17 protein-coding genes and 1 pseudogene are annotated in these 20605 nt (G+C 64.4%); 7 read left to right on the top strand and 11 right to left on the bottom strand.

Annotation, left to right across the window (positions count from 1 at the left end):
- Positions 1-70 precede the first annotated feature (70 nt).
- Both NKI38_RS11630 and NKI38_RS11625 read left to right on the top strand, forming a co-directional pair.
- Positions 71-556 (top strand): thioesterase family protein, encoded by a 486-nt coding sequence (locus tag NKI38_RS11630; protein ID WP_352657589.1) that lies wholly within the window; start codon positions 71-73, stop codon positions 554-556.
- A gap of 145 nt (positions 557-701) precedes the next feature.
- Entirely contained in the window at positions 702-899 is a 198-nt protein-coding gene (locus NKI38_RS11625) for a hypothetical protein (RefSeq protein WP_352657586.1), read from the top strand.
- A gap of 26 nt (positions 900-925) precedes the next feature.
- Here the strand turns inward: NKI38_RS11625 and NKI38_RS11620 are convergent, their stop codons facing one another.
- Positions 926-1405, bottom strand: coding sequence for an Lrp/AsnC family transcriptional regulator (locus NKI38_RS11620; protein WP_352657584.1), 480 nt, complete (start codon positions 1403-1405; stop codon positions 926-928).
- 89 nt (positions 1406-1494) lie between these two features.
- Between NKI38_RS11620 and NKI38_RS11615 the strand changes: the two genes are divergently transcribed.
- Positions 1495-2397, top strand: coding sequence for an EamA family transporter (locus NKI38_RS11615; protein WP_352657582.1), 903 nt, complete (start codon positions 1495-1497; stop codon positions 2395-2397).
- Positions 2398-2411: 14 nt separating this feature from the next.
- Here the strand turns inward: NKI38_RS11615 and NKI38_RS11610 are convergent, their stop codons facing one another.
- Positions 2412-3305, bottom strand: coding sequence for a dienelactone hydrolase family protein (locus NKI38_RS11610; RefSeq protein ID WP_352657579.1), 894 nt, complete (start codon positions 3303-3305; stop codon positions 2412-2414).
- 238 nt (positions 3306-3543) lie between these two features.
- Between NKI38_RS11610 and NKI38_RS11605 the strand changes: the two genes are divergently transcribed.
- Together NKI38_RS11605 and NKI38_RS11600 are read left to right on the top strand one after the other, a co-directional pair.
- Entirely contained in the window at positions 3544-3693 is a 150-nt protein-coding gene (locus NKI38_RS11605) for a hypothetical protein (RefSeq protein WP_352657577.1), read from the top strand.
- Between the two features lie 9 nt (positions 3694-3702).
- On the top strand, positions 3703-4140 hold the full coding sequence (locus NKI38_RS11600; protein ID WP_352657574.1) for a hypothetical protein: 438 nt from the start codon (positions 3703-3705) through the stop codon (positions 4138-4140).
- A gap of 19 nt (positions 4141-4159) precedes the next feature.
- Here NKI38_RS11600 and NKI38_RS11595 read toward each other — a convergent pair whose 3' ends face one another.
- Positions 4160-6475, bottom strand: coding sequence for a glucose/quinate/shikimate family membrane-bound PQQ-dependent dehydrogenase (locus tag NKI38_RS11595; protein ID WP_352657572.1), 2316 nt, complete (start codon positions 6473-6475; stop codon positions 4160-4162).
- A 311-nt stretch (positions 6476-6786) separates the two neighbouring features.
- On the opposite strand from NKI38_RS11595, the gene NKI38_RS11590 reads away from it, so the two are divergent.
- Complete coding sequence (locus NKI38_RS11590) at positions 6787-9486, top strand: ATP-dependent helicase (RefSeq protein WP_352657570.1); 2700 nt, start codon at positions 6787-6789, stop codon at positions 9484-9486.
- Positions 9487-9786: 300 nt separating this feature from the next.
- Here the strand turns inward: NKI38_RS11590 and NKI38_RS11585 are convergent, their stop codons facing one another.
- The 5 genes from NKI38_RS11585 to NKI38_RS11565 all read right to left on the bottom strand — a co-directional run bounded on the left by NKI38_RS11585 (position 9787) and on the right by NKI38_RS11565 (position 14763).
- Positions 9787-10836, bottom strand: a complete 1050-nt coding sequence (locus tag NKI38_RS11585; protein WP_352657569.1) for an ABC transporter permease — start codon at positions 10834-10836, stop codon at positions 9787-9789.
- Complete coding sequence (locus tag NKI38_RS11580) at positions 10833-11630, bottom strand: ATP-binding cassette domain-containing protein (RefSeq protein ID WP_352657567.1); 798 nt, start codon at positions 11628-11630, stop codon at positions 10833-10835. Before NKI38_RS11580 ends, NKI38_RS11585 begins: the two co-directional genes overlap by 4 nt.
- 89 nt (positions 11631-11719) lie before the next feature.
- Positions 11720-12733: a substrate-binding domain-containing protein gene (locus NKI38_RS11575; RefSeq protein WP_352657564.1), complete on the bottom strand. Its 1014-nt coding sequence runs from the start codon at positions 12731-12733 to the stop codon at positions 11720-11722.
- A gap of 93 nt (positions 12734-12826) precedes the next feature.
- Complete coding sequence (locus NKI38_RS11570; protein WP_352657562.1) at positions 12827-13735, bottom strand: sugar phosphate isomerase/epimerase family protein; 909 nt, start codon at positions 13733-13735, stop codon at positions 12827-12829.
- A complete protein-coding gene (locus NKI38_RS11565) occupies positions 13732-14763 on the bottom strand; it encodes a Gfo/Idh/MocA family protein (protein ID WP_352657560.1) in 1032 nt (343 codons plus the stop codon). Before NKI38_RS11565 ends, NKI38_RS11570 begins: the two co-directional genes overlap by 4 nt.
- A gap of 194 nt (positions 14764-14957) precedes the next feature.
- Between NKI38_RS11565 and NKI38_RS11560 the strand changes: the two genes are divergently transcribed.
- Positions 14958-15983 (top strand): LacI family DNA-binding transcriptional regulator, encoded by a 1026-nt coding sequence (locus tag NKI38_RS11560; RefSeq protein WP_352657557.1) that lies wholly within the window; start codon positions 14958-14960, stop codon positions 15981-15983.
- A 43-nt stretch (positions 15984-16026) separates the two neighbouring features.
- On the opposite strand, the gene NKI38_RS11555 is transcribed toward NKI38_RS11560, so the two are convergent.
- From NKI38_RS11555 to NKI38_RS11545, 3 genes and pseudogenes are all read right to left on the bottom strand, one after another.
- Positions 16027-16341 (bottom strand): ferritin family protein, encoded by a 315-nt coding sequence (locus NKI38_RS11555; protein ID WP_352633612.1) that lies wholly within the window; start codon positions 16339-16341, stop codon positions 16027-16029.
- Between the two features lie 76 nt (positions 16342-16417).
- A complete protein-coding gene (locus NKI38_RS11550; protein ID WP_352657554.1) occupies positions 16418-17971 on the bottom strand; it encodes a trimethylamine methyltransferase family protein in 1554 nt (517 codons plus the stop codon).
- Between the two features lie 12 nt (positions 17972-17983).
- A pseudogene (locus NKI38_RS11545) lies at positions 17984-20394 on the bottom strand (GcvT family protein).
- Positions 20395-20605: the final 211 nt, after the last annotated feature.

The raw sequence follows: 20605 nt of genomic DNA, 5'->3' as shown, positions 1-20605 counted from the left end.
TTGTTATGCGATTATGGATGCGTAGTCTCACCGGCCATGCCGTGTCCAGCACCAGAACAAGGAAGTTTCGATGCCCATCCCTGCCCCCTTCGTCTCCAAGCCCATGGACATCGAGAAGGACTGGATCGATTACAACGGCCATCTCAACATGGCCTACTACAACGTGCTGTTCGACCGCTGCTCGGACGAAGCCTTCGAGGCGATGGGCATGGGGCTGGATTACGTGAGCCAGCGGCGGCTCACCATCTACACCGCCGAAGTCCATGTCTGCTACGTCCAGGAGCTGCATCTCGAGCACCAGGTCACGGTCTCCTTCCAGCTCATCGACCATGACGACAAGCGGCTGCGGGCCTACCAGGAAATCCGCCATGTCGACGGCTGGCTGGCCGCCACCTCCGAGACCCTGTCACTGCATGTCGATATGTCCGGGCCGAAGGTGGCGCCCTTCCCAGCCGATGTGCTTGCCAAGGTCGAAGCCATGCGCGCCGCCCATTCGGCACTGCCGATGCCGGAACGCGCAGGCCGCTCGATCGGGATTCGTCGCAAGCCCGCTTGAAGCCGCTCGGCGCCAGCGTTAACCTTACCGAGGTTTTAACGGGAACAAGCCAATTGAGCCGTTGAACGACTCAGCAGAGCGGTTGAAAACGATCGCATTGGGTTGCGATGCGGGCGGCGCGGCGAAGCCGGTTCGAGGAAAGTGCATGAAAACCGACATCAAGGTCGAAGTGGACAAGCTGGCTGCCGATCCGCGCATCACCGACTATGATTTCTGGCGCTCGCTCAAGAACGTCAACAACGAGATATTCCACATTGCCAACAACAACGAGCCGATCCCGTTCGACATGATCCGCTGGCGCGCCATCCTGAAGCAGGCGCGCATGAAGCGCGGCCACGCTTAAAACCTTCGCATCGACGATCCTCGCCCTCAAGTCGTACGCTTCACTGCCGCCAGCGGTGAGCGCGCCACCACCGGCGACGACTGGATGATCGCCGTATTGGTCATCGCGTAAGGGATGATGCGATCGATCACCCGCTCGAGTTCGGCCACCGAGCCTACATGCGCCAGCGCGATGAAACAGTCCTCACCCGTCACCCGGTCGCATTGCGCGATCTCCGGCAACTCGCGGATGATTTCGGCAACGACGGCCAGTTGTCCCGGTACCGGACGGATGCGCAGCCATGCCGACAGCGGCAGGCCAAGTGCCGCGGGGTTGATCCTGACCGAATAGGCCTCGATAACGCCGCTCTCCTGCAACCGCTTGATGCGCTCGGCCACGCTCGGCGCCGATAGGCCGACCGAGCGTGCGAGTTCCGCCGTGCTGATGCGCGCGTCCTTCTCCAGCAGGCGCAGGATCTTCATATCCGCTGCGTCGAGGTCGGCATTTTCGTTCCGAAGGCGTTTCATGGAAAATTCCTTGCTTCCGGGAGAAAGATGGCCCGAGGAGCCAACTACCATTTATATAAACAGGCAAATTTGCCTGCGATACTGAGCCGATGAATGATCAAACGCAAGCTCCTGCGGCAGACCCTGCCGCTGCCGGTTCCACCCTTGGCAGGCTGACGCAAAAACTGCCGCCGCATGTCTGGTTCGGCGTCAGCGCCGTCTTCCACTATCTCGGGCCGGCATTCGCCGTGCTGCTTTTCCCGCATGTCGGCGTGCTTGGCATGGCCTGGCTGCGCATCGCCACCGCCGCGCTGATCTTCGCACCGCTGACCCGTCCCTGGCGATCTTTCGCTCGCGCCGATCGCTCGACCCGGTTGCTGTTGCTGGCCTTCGGCGCCTGCCTGGCGGTGATGAATTGTTCGTTCTACCTGGCGCTCGACCGCTTGCCGATCTCGCTGGTGGCGGCGATCGAATTCGTCGGCACCATCGGCGTTGCGGTGATCGGCCTCAGGAGCCCGCGCAATCTCGCCGCCCTTGCAGTCGCCGTCACCGGCACCTTGCTGCTCATCGACGTCAAGTGGTCGAGCGATCCTCTGGGACTGTTCTGGGCCCTCCTCAACGGCGCGCTGTTTGTCGGCTACATCGTTCTCGGGCACCGCATCGCCGCTTCAGGCGCGGGCGGTGGCATCGCCAGCCTTGGTGCCGCCATGGCAATCGCTTTCATCATCGTGCTGCCGATCGGCTTCAGAGATGCACTGCCGGCCTTTTTCTCACCGCCGCTGCTGCTCGCCGCCATCGGCGTCGGCATCTGCTCGTCGGTCATCCCCTACATCTGCGACCAACTCGCCATGTCGCGGCTGCCGCGCGCCAGCTTTGCGCTGATGCTGTCGCTGCTGCCGGTCACCGCAACGCTGATCGGCGTCGTGGTGCTGCGCCAGATTCCAAGCCTCACCGATTGCCTCGGCATTGCGCTGGTGGTCGCCGGCGTCGCCTTCCACAAGCCGGCGCGCTGAAACAATGACGGAAGCTACGCCAGCTTTTCCTTCAGGAAGGCGATCGTGCGTCCCCAGGCGAGATCGGCCGCTTTCTTGTCGTAGCGGGCGGCCGAGGTGTCGTTGTTGAAGGCATGGTTGGCGCCTTCATAGACATAGACCGTGTATTCGACATGCGCCGCGTCGAGCGCCTTCTTGAAGGCATCGATGCCGGCATTGATACGCTCGTCCAGTCCGCCATAGTGGAGCAGCAAGGCCGCCTTGATCTTCGACACATCGGCGGCGTTCGGCTGCATGCCGTAATAGGCGACGGCGGCATTGAGATCTGGCGCGTTGACGGCCAGCATGTTGACCGTGCCGCCACCCCAGCAGAAGCCGATGGCGCCGACCTTGCCGTTGCCGTCCTTGTCGCCCTTGAGGAAGGCGACAGTCGCTACACCGTTGGCAATGGTCTGCGCCGAATCGAGCTTGGCGAACATGTCGCGCGCCTTGTCTTCATCGGCTGGCGTACCGCCGAGCGGCGACAGAAAATCCGGCGCAAGCGCCACGAACCCTTCCAGCGCCACGCGTCTCGCTACGTCGCGGATATGCGGGTTGAGTCCCCTGTTCTCATGCACGACGATGACCGTGCCGAGCTTGCCCGCCTGACCCGCCGGCTTGACCAGATAGCCCTTCATCTCGCCGCCGCTGCCGGGATAGGTGATGTCCTCACCCTTCACCCGCGGATCGTTGTCGGCGACGATTGCCGCCTGGGCGGAATTCGCCGCCAGAAGCGGCGCGATCGCCGCCGCCGCCGCGCCCGATCCGGCAAGCCGGGTCAGTTGCTCCATGAAGCGGCGGCGGTCGAGTGTCAGATGCGTGTACTCGTCATAGGCATCGATCATCGCCTGAGTGATGACGGGCTTGGTGTTGGCTTCGGCTTTCGTCATGGATGCGCTCCTCGGCTTCGGAAAGTCTCGTTGCGGCGCAAGATAGGGTCGAGACTTGCATGGTCCAGTCACGGTTGGGTGACGGTGCTCACCCGAAAGCCGTGGCAGAACCCACTGCAATCACATTTTGGTCATTTTCGACAATCTTGATGCTGCTGCCTCAATATTAGGGGTAGCTGCCTGTAGCGGCCTCGTCCCCGCCCTGTGCGCTCAATCTGACCGGAAGGAAACAACACCCATGGCCTTCTCCACCCCGATCCTCGCCACCGCTTTCGTGCTGGCCGCTGCCGCACTGCTGGCATTGCGCTCGGCCGCTTCCACTAGGCGATCGATGATCAGGGTCCGTAGTAACCAGCGCCAGGCCGCATCCACGAAAACCCAAGGTTGAGGTCAGGTCATGAACGTCCAGGATATCGTCAACACCGTCTCGCAGAAAGCCGGCCTCGACCAGGCGACGACGGAGAAAGTTGTCGGCACCATCTTCTCGGTGCTCGAACATGAGGCGGAAGGCACCAGCGCCTCGGCGTTTTTCGCCAAGATCCCCGGCGCCGACGACCTCGCCCACCAGTATGACGTCATGGCCGCCGCTCCGGCCGGCGCCGGTGGCGGCTTCCTGTCGTCGCTGCAGGGCGCGCTTGGCGGGGTTCTCGGCGAAAAGGCCGGCGCGCTGGTCAACGGCCTCGCCGCGCTCAAGGCGTCCGGGCTCGATTTGGCTCAGATCCAGAAGGCCGGCGAAACGCTGGTCCAGCAAGCCGAAGCAGCCGCCGGCCCCGACCTCACCAACCGGATACTCGGATCGGTACCCAGCCTGAAAAGCCATCTGGGGCTCGGCTAGGTCATAGATTGCGCCACCCTCACTTCGGCAGCGCGTAGGCCATCACATAATCCCCCGGCTTGGTGCCGACCGAGCCGTGACCGCCGGCGACGATGACCACGAACTGGCGCCCGTCGGCGACCGTATAGGTCATCGGCGTCGATTGCCCGCCGGCCGGCAGCCGCGCCTGCCAGAGCTGCTTGCCCGATGTCAGGTCATAGGCGCGCAGATAGTCGTCGACCGCCGCACCGAGGAAAGCGACGCCACCGGCGGTGATCATCGGCCCGCCGATGCCGGGCACCCCGACCTTCAGCGGCAGCGGCAGTGGCGTCATGTCGTAGACGGTGCCGTTGCGGTGCTTGTAGGCGATGGTGCCGGTCCTCAGATCGGCGCCGGCGACATAGCCCCAGGGCGGCGCCTGGCAAGGAATGCCGAGCGGCGACAGGAACGGTCCCATCACCACCGCATAGGGCGCGCCCTCGTTACGGTTCAGTCCCTGCTCACTGCCACGCCCCTCGTCCGGCGGCGGCACCTGATCGCGTGGAATGAGCTGCGACTTGAACGCCAGATAAGTCGGCATGCCGAACATCACCTGCCGGACCGGGTCGACCGCGACGCCACCCCAGTTGAAGGTGCCGAAATTGCCGGGATAGATCAGCGAGCCCTGTACCGAAGGTGGCGTATACCGGCCTTCATAGCGCAGGCCCTGGAATTCGATCCGGCAAGCCAGCTGGTCGAACATGGTGAGGCCCCACATGTCGGCGCCGGTGAGCGGCTTCGGCATGAAGGTAAGATCGGAGACCGGCTGTGTCGGCGATGTGTGATCGCCCTCGATGGCACCGCCGGGCGCCGGCACTTCGTTGACCGCGATGACCGGCTCGCCGGTGCGCCGGTCGAGCACATAGAGGTCGCCCTGCTTGGTCGGCCCGACCAGCGCCGGCACCACCGTGCCGTCGGGTTTGGTGATGTCGATCAGGCTCGGCTGCGCCGGCACGTCCATGTCCCAGAGGTCGTGGTGCACCGTCTGCCTCACCCAGCGCAATTGCCCGGTGTTGAGGTCAAGCGCGGTGATCGACGACGAGAACTTCTCGACATTGTCGCTGCGCCCGGCGCCGAGCTGGTCCGGCGTCTGGTTGCCGAGCGGCACATAGAGCAGGCCGAGCTTCTCGTCGGCGCTCGGCGTCGACCACATGTTGGGCGAGTTGGCGGTGTAGGTCTGGCCGGCCGCCAATGGCGTCGTCTGGTCCGGATTGCCGGAATCCCAGTTCCATAGCAGCTTGCCGGTGGCAGCGTCGTAGGCGCGGATGACGCCCGACGGCTCCTGCGTCGAATAATTGTCGTTGACCGCGCCGCCGACAATGATCTTGCCGCCTGATATCAGCGGCGCCGAGGTCGAGTAATAATAGCCCGACTTCGGATAGGGCATGTTGGTCAGAAGGTTCAGCGTGCCGCCTTCGGCGAAGGCAGGACACACCTGCCCGTTGGCGGCATCGAGCGCGATCAGCCGCGCGTCCGAGGTCGGCAGGTAGACGCGGGTCGCACAGGGCTGGCCGGCGGCGCCGGCAGCATCGGCATAATAGGCCACGCCGCGGCAGGTCTGGTGCTGGCGGTCCTTGTCGAGCTTGATCTTGGGGTCGAAGCGCCATTTCTCCTTGCCGCTCACTGCGTCGATGGCAATGGCGAAATTGTGCGGCGTGCAGATGTAAAGCGTGTCGCCGATCTTCAGCGGCGTCACCTGATAGGTGGTCTCGCCGACGTCGTCCGGACCCTTCACGTCGCCGGTGCGGTAAGTCCACGCCGGCTGCAGCTTGGCGACATTGTCCGGCGTGATCTGATCGAGCGGCGAATAGCGCTGGCCGAACTGCGTGCGGCCGTAATAGTGCCATTCGCCGGCCGGCACATCATTGCCGAGATTGGCGTTGGCGACGATCTTGTCGGTGCCGAGTTCGCCGGCAATGTCCTTCGGATCGGCCGTCATCGAGTAGCCAGCGACGGCAAGCGATGCCAGCACTGCAAGGATCATCGGCGCGCGCGCATCAGGGCCGACAAGACCTCGCCTCGCCCATGGCGTCAGCAGCCACAGAGCGACCAGCACGATGATGCCGCCGCGGGGCCCGAGTTCCCACCAGTCGAAGCCGGTTTCCCAGACCGCCCAGGCAAGTGTGCCGAGCACGATCGCCGCATAGAGCCACAGCGCGGTGGATCTGCGCCGGTAGAGCAGCCAGGCGGCGATCAGGAATGCGAGACCGGCTATGAGGTAATACCAGCTGCCACCCAGCGAAGCTAAACGGATACCGCCGCCGCCGAGCGCCAAACCTATGAGCAAAAGAATGAGGGAGGTGACGGTGACAGCCAAGATGATACTCCTTCGACTGTTGCGCTTTGCGACGCGGCCATGGGCAACCGGCGTTACCTTCCTGCCCTGGGCACAACTTTCTCCCGCCTGCCGCGCCTGTCAAGCGCGGAGCACACGCCGAGGTGGTAATCCATCTTGCCTGCATCAGGGTTTTCCAGCGCTCTCGGCGCCGTGATGACCGACGAGGCGCGCTCGTTCGGTTTTCGTCGCTCTCGGTTACCGCAAGGCCTGAACGGCGATATCAGGCACTTTACCGGAACAAAACGTAGACACTTCTGGTCTTTCGCTCCCGAATCACTACATTCGGGGCGATGTCCGGCTTTTCCGAAGACATGCCCTTTTTCGACGAACCCAATGCGCGGCCCTCGGCCCCGTCGGGCATTGCTGCGCGCGCCATGGCTGCCCGCAGCGGCCACAACAATGCGCCCGACTATCTGAAGGGACTGAACCCCGAGCAGCGGCTGGCGGTGGAAACCACCGAAGGTCCGGTTCTGGTGCTGGCCGGCGCCGGCACCGGCAAGACGCGCGTCTTGACCACCCGCATCGCCCACATCCTCGCCACCGGCAAGGCCTTCCCGTCGCAGATCCTTGCGGTGACCTTCACCAACAAGGCCGCGCGCGAGATGAAGATCCGCATCGGCGTCCTGATCGGCGAAGGCAATGTCGAGGGCATGCCCTGGCTCGGCACCTTCCACTCGATTGGCGTCAAGCTGCTACGCAGACATGCCGAGCTGGCCGGCTTGAGATCCGACTTCACCATCCTCGACACCGACGACGTCGTGCGGCTGATCAAGCAGCTGATCCAGGCCGAAGGGCTCGACGACAAGCGCTGGCCGGCCAAGCAGTTCGCCCAGATGATCGACGGCTGGAAGAACAAGGGGCAAGGTCCGGCCGACATCGCCGAGGGCGACGCGCGCGCCTTCGCCAACGGCAAGGGCCGCGAACTCTACAAGGCCTATCAGGAGCGGCTGAAGACGCTGAACGCCTGCGATTTCGGCGACCTCCTGTGCCACCCGATCCGCATCTTCCGCGCCAATCCGGATGTGCTGAAGGAGTACCATAAGCGCTTCAAATACATCCTCGTCGACGAGTATCAGGACACCAACACAGCGCAATACATGTGGCTGCGGCTTTTGGCGCAAAGGCCGCAGTCCAAGCCGATCTCCCCCCTTGAGGGGGAGATGTCCGGCAGGACAGAGGGGGGGGCCTCGCACCGACAGGCTGGAGGGACAGCGCCCCCCTCTGTCGCCTCCGGCGACATCTCCCCCTCTAGGGGGGAGATTGGGCGCTCTTCGGCCGAAGCTCGCGCCACCGTCAACATCTGCTGCGTCGGCGACGACGACCAGTCGATCTATGGCTGGCGCGGGGCCGAGGTCGACAACATCCTGCGCTTCGACAAGGATTTCCCCGGCGCCACCATCATAAGGCTGGAGCGCAACTACCGCTCGACCGCGCACATCCTCGGTGCCGCCTCTCACCTCATCGCCCACAATGAGGGCCGTTTCGGCAAGACGCTGTTCACCGACCGCGACGAGCCGGAGGACGGCAAGGTGCATGTCCACGCCGCCTGGGATTCCGAGGAGGAAGCTCGCGCGGTCGGCGAGACCATCGAGACCTATCAGCGCCAGAAGCACAATCTCAACGACATGGCGATCCTGGTCCGCGCCTCCTTCCAGATGCGCGAGTTCGAGGATCGCTTCGTCACGCTCGGCCTCAACTACCGCGTCATCGGCGGCCCGCGCTTCTACGAGCGCATGGAAATCCGCGATGCGCTGGCCTTCTTCCGCGTCGTCGCGCAAGGCGCCGACGACCTCGCTTTTGAGCGCATTGTCAATGTGCCGAAGCGCGGGCTCGGCGAAGCCACCATCCGCCAGATCCACGACACGGCCCGCGCGCTGCGCATCCCGATGCTGGAAGCCGCCGCCAAGCTCGCCGAAAGCGACGAGTTGAAGCCGAAGCCACGCGCCGCCTTGCGCGAAGTCGCCGCCAATTTCGAGCGCTGGCAGAAGGCGCTGGAAACCACGCCGCATACCGAGCTCGCCGAGACCATTCTCGAAGAGAGCGGCTACACCGACATGTGGAAGAACGACCGCTCGGTCGAAGCCCCAGGCCGGCTTGAGAACCTGAAAGAGCTGATCCGCTCCATGGAGGAGTACGAATCGCTACGCTCCTTCCTCGAGCATGTCGCACTCGTCATGGACGCCGAGCAGAACGCCGGGCTCGACGCCGTCAGCATCATGACGCTGCATTCGGCCAAGGGCCTCGAATTCGAGACGGTGTTCCTGCCGGGCTGGGAGGAAGGCCTGTTCCCGCATCAGCGCGCGCTGGATGAAGGCGGCCGCTCGGGGCTGGAGGAAGAGCGGCGGCTTGCCTATGTCGGCCTGACCCGCGCCAAGAAGAACCTGCATCTGTGGTTCGTCTCCAACCGCCGCATCCACGGCCTGTGGCAGTCGACCATCCCGTCGCGCTTCCTCGACGAACTGCCGGAAGCCCATGTCGAGGTCGCCGAAAGCGGCAACAGCTACGGCGGCTACGGCAATTCCTACGGCGGCGGTTCTTTTGCCTCCGGCCGCGGCGGCCAGGGCGCAGGACGGCAAAACCCCTATGGCGCCTCGCGCTTCGACAATGTCGGCGCCGACACCGAAAAATCCGGCGCCTTCTCCAACACCTACGCGACGCCGGGCTGGCAGCGAGCGCAGGCCAACCGCACCGAGGCGACCGACCGCAACTGGGGCTCGCGCTCCGGCCATCAGGTCGAGCGCATCGGCTATGGCGAGACCGATAGCGGCTACGGCGCCGGCCGCACCTCGGTCAAAGGCCGCACCATCGACGGCGAACTGGTCGCCAAATCCGTCGCCGACAAGCCGTCCGCCTTCAGTGTCGGCGACCGCGTCTTCCACCAGAAATTCGGCAACGGCAACATTTCGGCCATCGAAGGCAACAAGCTGACCATCGACTTCGACAAAGCCGGCCAGAAACGCGTGCTGGACGGGTTCGTCGCGGCGGTGTGAGCGATTGCTTACCCGTTGTCCTACAAGCGATATGCGCCTACTTTGACGATACCCCACCTTCGTCATCCACGGGCGAAGCAGGAGCGTAGCTCCGTCGCGAAGACCCGAGGACCCATGCCGCGACCTTCGCCCAGGAATGCAGCGGAGCAGAATTCTGCACCGTGGTGACGCATTTAAGTCGCAGCATGGATCCTCGGGTCTGCGCCGCGTCGCTACGCTCCTTGCTTCGCCCGTGGATGACGAAATGATGCGCGTCTGCGCCAATCGTCAGGGCTTGCGGTCCGCCAAATCTTCGCCTCCTCACCGATACCGTGCCTGGTTCCATTTGTGCCCCAGCAGCGACAGGATGATGATCAGCCCGTTGAAGAACTGGACGTAGAAGCCGCTCAACCCTGCCGCCACGACGCCGGTCTGGATGAACGATACGGTGACGGCGCCGATCGCGCCGCCCACCACGGTGCCGATGCCGCCCCAGGTCGGTGTGCCGCCGACGAACACCGAGGCCAGCACCGGTAGCAGATAGCCGTCGCCGGCGGTCGGCCACCAGGTGAAGTTGATCATCACCGAGAAGGTGCCGGCGATCGCAGCCCCTATGCCAACGAAGACGAACACTTTTACCCGCACGCGCTTGACGTCGATGCCCATCTGCTGGGCGCTGTCGGGGTTGTCGCCGACCACCCTCACCTGCGCGCCGAAGCGATGGCGGTTGTAGAGCATCGCCGACAGCACGACGAAGGCGATGGCCCAGAATATCTGCACCGGAATGCCCAGCAGCTGGCCGGAGAAGATCGCGTAGGCCCAGCTGTCGGCAAGGCTGGTCAGCGCCGTCGACTTGCCCTCGTTGATGATCTGGATCAGACCGCGCAGCAGGAAATTCATGCCGAGCGTGGCGATCAGCGACGACAGCCCGCCATAGACCACCAGCGATCCGACCAGGAAACCGAGCAGCATGCCGGTGATCAGCGCTGCAATGATACCCAGGAACGGATCATAACCGGCCTGCACGACCAACGCGAAGACCCAAGAGGCAAAACCCATCGTCGCCGGAAACGACAGGTCGATCTCACCGCAGGTGACGACGAAGACCAGCGGCACCACCACGAACAGCGCCACCGGCAGCGTGGTCAGCACCGAGCGGTAGAGGTACCAGGTGGTGAAGACGGTCGGGTTGGCGATGATGAACACCGCCATCATGATGATGAACACGCCGAGCGTGCCGAGCGAGGCGCGGTTGTCGAGGATGAAGCCGCGCATCCAGTGATCGGATGGGTGCTTCCACTCCTTCTGGGAATTGGGGCGGGGAATGCCGGCCGCCGGCTCGTGCAGATCGGGCTCCATGGTCTTGCTCATCGCGTTGCCTGCTCCGTATCGCCGGCGTCATGCAGTCCGGCCAATCCGCCGGGATGCGCGACGTCTTCCATGAAGTTGATGAGGTCTTCGGCCGACTTGACCTGGCTGCGGTCGGCGGTGAGCGCGACCTTGCCGCGGTCCAGCACCACGAAGCGGTCGGCGATGTCGAAGACATGATGGATGTTGTGGCCGATGAACAGGATCGAGCGGCCGCTCGCCCGCACCTGGCGCACGAAATGGAAGACCTTGGCGGTTTCGGTCAGCGACAGCGCCGTCGTCGGCTCGTCGAGGACGATCAGCTCCGCCTGCTTGTAGATGGCGCGCGCGATCGCCACGCCCTGGCGCTCGCCGCCGGACAGCTGGCCGACGATCGAATGCGGCGTGAACACTTTCGAGGTGAAGCCGATCTCGCGCATCAGCCGGCTCGCCTCCTCGATCTCCTTGTTGACCCTGAGAAAGCCCATGAAGCCGGTCAGTTCGCGGCCCATGAAGATGTTGCGCACGATGGTCTGCTGCACGGCCAGCGCCCGGTCCTGGAACACCGTCTCGATGCCGGCTTCGCGCGAGCGCGCCGCACTCCATCCGGTCACCGGTTTGCCGCGGATGAGGATCTCGCCGCTGGTCGGCTTGACCACGCCCGAGAGTATTTTGATCAGCGTCGACTTGCCTGCGCCATTGTCGCCGATGAGGCCGACCACCTCGCCGCGGTCGACGCTGAGATTGACCCCGCCCAGTGCATAGACGTGGCCATAGGACTTGCTGATGTCGCGCAGCTCGATGAGACGTTCGGCCATCGGATCCTCGCTTTCATTGTCTCGTGCCGGCTTCTTCTCGCCGGCGGTTCCGCCGGCCGGGCCTGAACCCCGGCCGACGGCTTGGGAGGTCAGCGCAGCGCCTGTTTGGCGAGCTCGGCGACGATCTCGTAATTCTGCGGCGTGACGAAGCCGGCGCCGGTGTCGACATTCATCGGCGCCAGGCCCAGCACCACCTGCTGGCAAAGGCTGAGGATCGGCAGATAGCCCTGCAGGAACGGCTGCTGGTCGGCCGTCAGCTGCACCCAGCCGCCCTTGAACGCCTCGACGATCTGCGGACTGGTGTCGAAGCCGAAGTTGAAGATGTCGCCAGCCTTGCGTCCCGCCGCTTGCATGTAGGTCGGGACATTGCCGAGCATCTGGCCGCCGGGATAACCGACTGCCTTCACATCGGGATTGTTGAGCAGCGCCGCGGTGATCACCGGTATCGCCAGATTGGGGTCGGACGCCCATTCGCCACTCGGCGGCGACGACAGCTGGATGACTTCGACGCCGGCCTCCTTCAGTGCTGCGACCGTGCCGCGCTCGCGCGCGCCGCGGGCCTCGTTCTCGAACGGCCCGATCATGATCGCCTTGTCGCCGGCCTTGAGCTTGCCGAGCTTGAACGCCTCGGCGCCAAGCGCGCGGCCCTGCTGCTCCTGCTGGGCGCCGACATAGCCGCCGCCGAACGCTTCCACCACCTTCGGCACCGGCACGTTCTGGTACATCATCTTGATGCCGTCCTTGTGCGCCTGTTCGGCCAGCGGCATGATCGACGCGTCGCCCGGATGGCCCATCATGGCGATGCCGTTGGGCTTCACCGCGACGGCTTCGCGCAATTGCTGCACCATCTTTTCAACATCCCACTGGGAGAAGATGTAGTCGACCTTCGGCCCGAGATCGGCAGCCGCCTGCTTGGCGCCATTGTAGACGATGGTGCCGAAGGCGTCGCCCTCGGCGCCGCCGACGAAGAAGCGGATGTGGACGTCCTTGCACCATTGGGCGTCGAGCGCCTGCGCGGGCAAGGTGGAGATTGTGGCGCAAAGCGCCGTGGCGGCCGCCACGACGGTCGAGCGCAGAAGTGTCGTTCTCTTCGCGATGCTCATGCACGTTCCTCCCATTGTTTCCCTCGTCAGCCGAGGGGCTTTTGATGATTGCTGGCAGTACCACTTCCTTGCCGGCTCCTCTCCGGCCTGCTCTCACGCTGGGTTCGGTTGGTAGCTGGCGCCTCCCCGGCATTGCTTCAGATATTCCAGCGCCCGCACCTGCCCTGTGATCTCGAGATCGTCGCGATAGACCGGGTCATGCCAGCCTTCGATGTCAATGGCGCCCTTGTACCCGGCCAGCCGCAATTCGCTGATCACCCGCGTCCAATCGCTGTCGCCGAAGCCAGGCGTGCGCATCTGCACGAAAGGCAGCCGGCCGAACACGCCATGCTCGCGGATAACGTCCCAGCGTACCGTCGCGTCCTTGCCGTGAACGTGGAAGATGCGCGGCGCCCATTTGCGGATCTGCGGCATCGGATCGATCAGATAGACAAGCTGGTGGCAGGGCTCCCATTCCAGCCCGAGATTGTCGTCGGACACTTCGTTGAACATCAGCTCCCAGGCGTCCGGATTGTGGGCGATGTTCCAGTCACCGCTGGCCCAGTTGCCATCCATCGCGCAATTCTCGAAGGCGATGCGCACGCCCTTGTCGGCGGCGCGTTTGGCCAGCGGGCCCCAGACCTCCTTGAAGCGCGGCAGGCTGTCGGTCAGCTTCTTGCCGCGCAGGCGCCCGGTGAAGCCGCTGACCATCGACGCGCCGAACAGATGCGCATTGTCGATCACCGTTTCCCAGGCCTGCAGCACGCCGCGATCGACATCGCCGCTCTCCAGCGGATTGCCGAACACGCCAAGCGAGGACACCGTGACATTGGCATCGCCGATCGCCTCGCGGATCTGGCCGGCGAGCCGCGGCAGGTCCTTGCCGCCCAGCGTCTGCCAGAAGAAGGGCTGGATGCTCTCGAATCCGAGCGGCAGGATCGCCTTGATGTAGGCCGCCGGATCGTCGAGGTTGGCCCGCACCATGGTGCCGATCCGGATGTCGAGAAGCGGGTTTGGCATCATTGTGCGTCCTCTGCGATTGCCACGCGGCGTCCGGTTTCGGCGCTCTCGATGGCGCCGAAAACCATGGCCAGACTCCTGATGTTGTCGGCGCCGCGCGTCTCCGGCTCTGTGCCGGTCTCGATGGCGTGCATGAAATCCCTGATGATGCCGAGATGGCCACCGATGCGGTCGGCCGGATCGAGCGACGGCACTTCGATCGGCTGGGTCTTGTCGATCAGGCCATCGCGGCCCGACGCCACCACCTCCGCCTTCAACGCATCGTTGCCGTCCCAAATGAGGCTGCCGCGCTCAGCGACGATGCGCCAGCTGCCTTCCCAACTGGTGCGGAAGCCGTCGGCGCACCAGGAACCGGCATAGGTGAAGACCTTGCCGCCACCGAGATCGAAGACGGCGCTGGCCGACGATCCCTGCCGGTACCAGGAATTGGCCGGCTCCCATTCCTGGCAATAGACCCCGGCCGGCTCGCCATCGACCATGTAGCGGGCGGCGTCGAACGTGTGGATCGCCATGTCGAGCAGCAGCACATGGGCCATCTCCTCGCGAAAGCCGCCGAAATGCGGCGCGACGAAGAAGTCGGCATGGATGCTGGTCGGCGCACCGATGGCGCCGGAGTCCAGAAATCTCCGGATGCGCCTGACATTGGCGACATAGCGGCGGTTCTGGACGACGGCATGGATGCGTCCGGCCTGGCGAGCCGCCTCGACGACGGCCCGCGCATTCTCAGGACTGTCGGCGAGCGGTTTTTCCGTCAGCAGATGGCAATGATGGGCAAAAGCGGAGAGCGCGACTTCGCGCCTGGCGGCGGGAACCACCACATCGAACACCGCCTGCGGTTTGGTCTGGTCGAGCACGGCGTCGAGACTGGTGCCGATGACGACATTGGTGAGGTCGTATTCACGCGCCCTCGCCCGCGCCCTGTCGGCGTCGAGATCGACAAGGCCGACAATGGCCAGCCCGTCAATCTGCCGCACGGCGTCGAGCCAGGCTTTGCTCATCGCTCCGCAGCCGACCAGGACGACATCGATCATCCAGCACTCCTCCCTCTCGGTCCCTCCAGACCGATCGTCACGGCATTCACGGCAAGACCGTAAACGTTTTTCCGTAAACGTTTACGAGAACACACCCGAAGGCGTAGAATGTCAATTGGCCGCTCGTGAAAATCGTCTTGCGCCTTGGCCTGAGCGGCTACCGGTGCTAGCCAAGCAAGGGGGAGAACAGTCATTTGGCATCCAGCATTCACGACCTTGCCCGTCACCTGAACATTTCGATCGGCACCGTGTCGCGGGCGCTGAACGGCCGCGCCGACGTCAATGCCGACACGCGCAAGCGCGTGCTCGAGGCGGCCAGGACGCTCAACTATTCGCCGAACCAGTCCGGCCGCAGTCTCAGGCAAGGCGCCACTCATTCGATCGCCTTCATGCTGCAGCCGCATCCGGGCGACCAGCAATATGGCGAGCCGTTCTTCATTCCGTTCCTGATCGGGCTGCAGGCCAGGCTCGCCGAAAGCGGTCTCGACCTGATCGTGGTGATGGGCGCGCCCGGCGACTACCAGCAGGAGCGCCTGCGCCGCGTCGTCGAGACGCGCCGGGCCGACGCAGTGCTGCTGGCCTGGACGCGGCGCGAGGACGAGCGCATCAATTATCTCACCCAGGTCGGCTTTCCGTTCGCCACGCTTGGCCGCAGCCGCTCCGGAGACAAGTCCTACCCGTCCCTCGACCTCGATTTCGAAAAGGCTGGCGCTGACGCCGTCGACCGCCTTGTGGCACGCGGCCACCGCCGCATCGCCGCCATCCGCCCGTCGCTCGATCTCAACTTCGGCTATCTGTTCCTGGCCGGCTACCGCAAGGCCTTGCGGCGGCACGGCATCGAGGTCGACCCCGAACTGATCGCGTCCGGCTTCATCAACGAGGCCGGCGGCTACGAAGTGACGCCGCAAGTGATGCGCTCGAAAGATCCGCCGACCGCCATCATCTTCAACAATGACGCGATGGCGCTTGGCGGCTGCAAGGCTCTGGCCGAGATGGGCATCAGGCCGGGTCACGACATGGCGGTGACCGTCATCGTCGACACACCGCTCTGCCGCTACTTCTCGCCGGCGCTGACCGCCTTCCGCCCGGCGCTGGAGCCGATGGGACAGCGGCTCGCCGAAATGCTGCTGGCCTCGATCCCGGCCTTCGCCGGCCCGGAAGGTCCGCGGATCATGCGCGAAGTCTGGCCGCTGGAACTGGTCGCACGCGACAGCGACTAATTGAGGCGAAACCCGCAGCCGCGTCGGTACGAGCTGATAGGCCTCAATCCACCTTCTTCTCGCCGGCTTCGCCGCGTTTGACGATATCGCCCGTGGTGAACAGGATTTCCTTCAGTTCCGCCCGCCAGTCCTTATTCTGGCGCAGCAGGAATTCGAGATCCATGCCGAAATGCTTGAATTCCTCGCCTTGCGCGTTCTCCATGATGGCCCGCGCCTGCGGGTCTTTTTCCACCGACATGCGCTGTTCGTACCAGCCGATCGCTTCCGCCTCCTCGATCAGCGAGGCGATCATGCGGGCAAAGGTCCGTACCTTCTGCGACAATTCTTCAGGCGGTTCGTGATACTGGTCGAATCCCATGTCGTCCTCCGTTGGCCATTCCCATGAATGCCCGGGAATGCCGCCGGTTCCGCATCATCGCTGCAATTCCCCCCTGTCACGACACTGGCGCTGCCCCGCCCTCTTCAGTGCGCCGGGCGATGAACTCGTCCAGCACGCCTGATGTAGCGGCAGCTGAAGCCGGCGGCTCGAAGTCGGCCAGCGCCCGTCTCCAGACACCGGTGGCGCGCTCGCTTGCCGTCTTCGACCCGCTTTGCGTCCAATTGCCGAAATTCGACCAGTCGGCCACCAGCGGTTCGTAAAAGGCGGTGCGGTAGCGCGCCATGGTGTGGCCGGCCGAGAAGAAATGCCCGCCCGGCTGCACCTCGGCGATCGCCTCGAAGCCGATCGAATCGCTGTCGCCTGGGGTCGCGGCACAGAGTTCCGCCACCGTCTGCAACGCCTCAATATCGGTGACCAGCTTCTCGAAGGAGACGCTGAGGCCACCTTCCAGCCAGCCGGCGGCATGGATGCACATCGTCGCCCCGGCCAGCACCGAGCCCCACAGCGCGAACTGCGTCTCGTGCGCGGCCTGCGCATCCGAGATGTTGGCGGCACTGCCGCCGCCGGACCGCCACGGCAACCCCGTGAAGCGCGCCAATTGCCCGGCCCCCAGCGTTGCCTTGATATGCTCTGGCGTGCCGAAGGCCGGCGCGCCGGATTTCATGTCGACATTGGAGGAGAATGAGCCGTAGACGACCGGCGCACCGGGCCGCACGATCTGCGCCAGCGTCAGCCCCGCCAGCGCCTCGGCATGTTGCAGCGTCAGCGCGCCGGCGACCGTGATCGGCGCCATCGCACCCGCCAGGCAGAACGGCGTGATGACGGAGACCTGGCCTGCGCGGGCGAAATCGATGATGCCTTGCGCCATCGGAATGTCGAGCTGGCGCGGCGAGTTGGTGTTGATGACGGTATAGCAATGCGCGTTCGCCAGAAATTGGTCCTGCGACAGGCCGCGCGCCAGACGAAGCATCTCGAATCCGTCTTCGACCTGCGGGGTGCCGCGCGCGAAGACGAACGGAAACTTGTCCGACAGCGTCAGCTGCGCGCGATTGACGGCATAGTGGCGAAAGCGGTTGTCGACATCCTGCGGCTCGATGCAGGGTCCGAGCATATGCAGCACATCGAAATGCTGCACCAGCCGCATCAGATCCTCAAAATCCGCCAGCGTTCCGGGCCGCCGGCCGCGTTCAAGGTCGGTGACATTCGGCGCTCCGCTTCCGGCCAGGAATGCCATCGAGCCAAGTTCGAGCGTCAGATCGCGCGCGCGGGAACCGGCATGGGCGTGGATCGACTTCGGCGCCGAGGCCAGTGCCGCCGTCACCATTTCGCGGCCGATGCGCACCATGTCGGTGTCGGGGTCGACGAGGGCGCCGGCGCGCTCGAAAAGCTCACGCGCCTGCGGCAGCAGCACCTTGATGCCGAGCTCTTCCAGCACCCGCAGCGCCGTGTCGTGAATGGCGGCGACCTGATCATCCGAAAAAATCGGCTGCGGCAGGAACGGATTCTTCAGCGAATGGTAGTTGGGTCGACGGCTGCTTTCGCTGCCGGCCTCGCCCGTGCGTCCACGCCGACGTTCGCGCCTGCTGTCCCGTGCCGCGTCATCGACCATCAGAAATCCTCCTCATTGCCGCATCGCCTTGCCCAGGGGATCGTAGGGCGAGGCCGCGATGACACGCGCCGGCCGCTCCTCACCCACAACATGCACCGAAACCGCGGTGCCCTCGCCCGCGAAATCGCGGTCGACAAGCGCCAGCGCCAGGCTCTTGCCGACCGTATAGCCATAGCCGCCCGAGGTGACGAAGCCGACGCGCCGACCCTGATGCCAGACCGGCTCGAAGCCGCTGGCGTCGGCGTCGAGCGCATCGACCTCCAGCGTTACCAGGCATTGGCTGCTGCCGGCCTCCCGCTGTTTCAACGCCGCTTCGCGACCGATGAAATCACCCCGGCCGAAAGCGATGAAGCGGTCGAGCCCAGCCTGATCGGGCGTATACCCTTGAGTGAATTCACGCGACCAGATGCCAAAACTCTTTTCCATCCGCAGCGCGTTGAGCGCATAATAGCCGACTTCGGCAAGGCCGAGATCCTCGCCGGCGGCCAGCAGTGTTTCACGCAATGTGGCATGCATGGTTGCGAGGCAACTGATTTCGAAGCCGAGTTCGCCCGCGATCGACAGCCGCGCCACACGCGTCTGCGCCATGCCGATGTCGAATGCTCCACAAGCCATGAATGGCAGTGCTGCGCCGGAAACATCCGATGCGTCGTGCGCTCCAGTATCTTGCGCGCATTCGGCCCGGTCAGCAGGAAGCCGCTCATCGTGTCGGAAAGGTCGGCGACGGTGACGCCCTCCGCCGCATGAGCCTCGAACCACCGCATGTGGAATTCCCTGAGATAGTAGGAGCCCATCAGCCAATAGGTGCCGCCGCCCCAGTTGAAGACGGTTAGGTCGCCCTTCAGCCGTCCGTCATGGCCGAGCATGGGCGCCAGCCTCGCCTGTCCTGCTTTCGGCAGCTTGCAGGCGAGCAGCCGGTCGAGCCATGCTTCAGCGCCTGGCCCGGACACCGCATAGCGTGAATAGGCCGAGATATCGACGAGACCGGCGGCGCGCCGCACTTGCAGCGCCTCGTCGCCGACGATGTCGAAGGCATTGGAACGGCGCAACGTCGTGTTCTCGGCAAACCCCATCGGCGCGAAATAGGCCGGGATTTCCAGCCCCCATGAGGCCGTCCATTCGCATCCCGCCGCGCTCATGCCGTCATAGGCACCGGGGCGTTTCAGCGGCCGGCCGGCCGGCAGCCGCTCATTGGGAAAGGTCATGACGAAGCGTCGCGAATAGAACTGACGCGTCGTCTGCCTGAGATATTCCCGGTTGGCGGCAAAGGCGCCGTAACGAGCGATGTCCATGCCGAAGATGTCAGCCTGCGGTTCGCCATAAATCATCCACTCGGCCAGCGACTTGCCGACACCGCCGCCCTGGCTGAAGCCGGCCATGACGCCGCAGGCGACCCAGTAATTCTTCAAGCCGCGCACCGGTCCGACGATCGGGTTGCCGTCAGGGGTGAAGGTGAAGGCGCCGTTGACCCATTTGCGGATGCCGGCCGTCGCCAGGCAGGGGAAGCGCTCATGCGCCTTGACGAGTTCGGGGCTGATGCGGTCGATGTCTTCCGGGATCAGCTCGATGCCATAGTCCCACGGCGCGCCATCCATGTTCCAGTGCTTGGGGTTCTGCTCATAGACGCCAAGCAGCACGCCCTTGCGCTCTTGCCGCAGATACGAGAAGCCGTCGAGATCGACGGCGATGCCGATCTCCTTGTCCAGCGCCGCGATCTCCGGAATGTCCTCGGTGATGAAATAGTGGTGCTCCATCGGCGTCACCGGCAGGTCGACGCCGGCCATGCGGCCGAGCTGCTTCGCCCACAGCCCGCCGGCATTGACGACATGCTCGGCGATGATGGTGCCCTGCTCCGTGACGACGTCCCAGCGCTCGTCGGCGCGCGCCTTCAACTCGACGACCCGGTTGCGCAGGATGATATCGGCGCCGCGCTTCTTCGCAGCACCGGCATAGGCGTGCGTCGTGCCGTACGGATCGAGATGACCTTCGTTGGAATCATGCAGGCCGCCAAGCACGCCGGTGACATCGACGATCGGGCAGATCGCCTTGATCTCGTCGGGCGTGACCAGGCGCGCTGTCTCGATGCCGACCGACTGGAACACCGCCCAGGCCGATTTCAGCCACTCCCAGCGCGCGGGATCGCTGGCGATGTTGACGCCGCCGGTCATGTGCAGGCCGATATCTTGGCCGGATTCGGCCTCGATCTCACGGTAGAGATTGATGGTGTAGTCCTGCAGCGCCGCGACATTGGGGTCGGCATTGAGCGCATGGAACCCGGCCGCGGCGTGCCAGGTCGAACCGGCCGTCAGTTCGGCACGCTCGATGAGCGCCACGTCGCTCCAGCCAAACCGCGTCAGATGATAGAGGACCGAGGCCCCGACCACGCCACCCCCGATGACCACTGCGCGGTAGTGCGACTTCAAGGCTTCCCCTCCACGGTTAGTCAGAAGGCTGGACCATATACGCACTGGACATAAGTGTCCAGTGCCGGCGCACGCGCCTTTTCGTCGACCTGAGCCTGACGGGGTGATCAATTTTTTCCGTCAAGCACACGTTTTTGTCGTTGCGTGAAGAAGACGGCGGGAATGCATCGCGCGCTGTCACGCAAGCATCATGTTCGCGCCGTAGACCGCG

Origin of the sequence: Mesorhizobium sp. M0621, from assembly GCF_040320745.1 — a bacterium.
In the GTDB taxonomy this organism is placed as follows: Bacteria; Pseudomonadota; Alphaproteobacteria; order Rhizobiales; family Rhizobiaceae; genus Mesorhizobium.
This window is presented reverse-complemented; position numbering and strand designations above follow the sequence as displayed.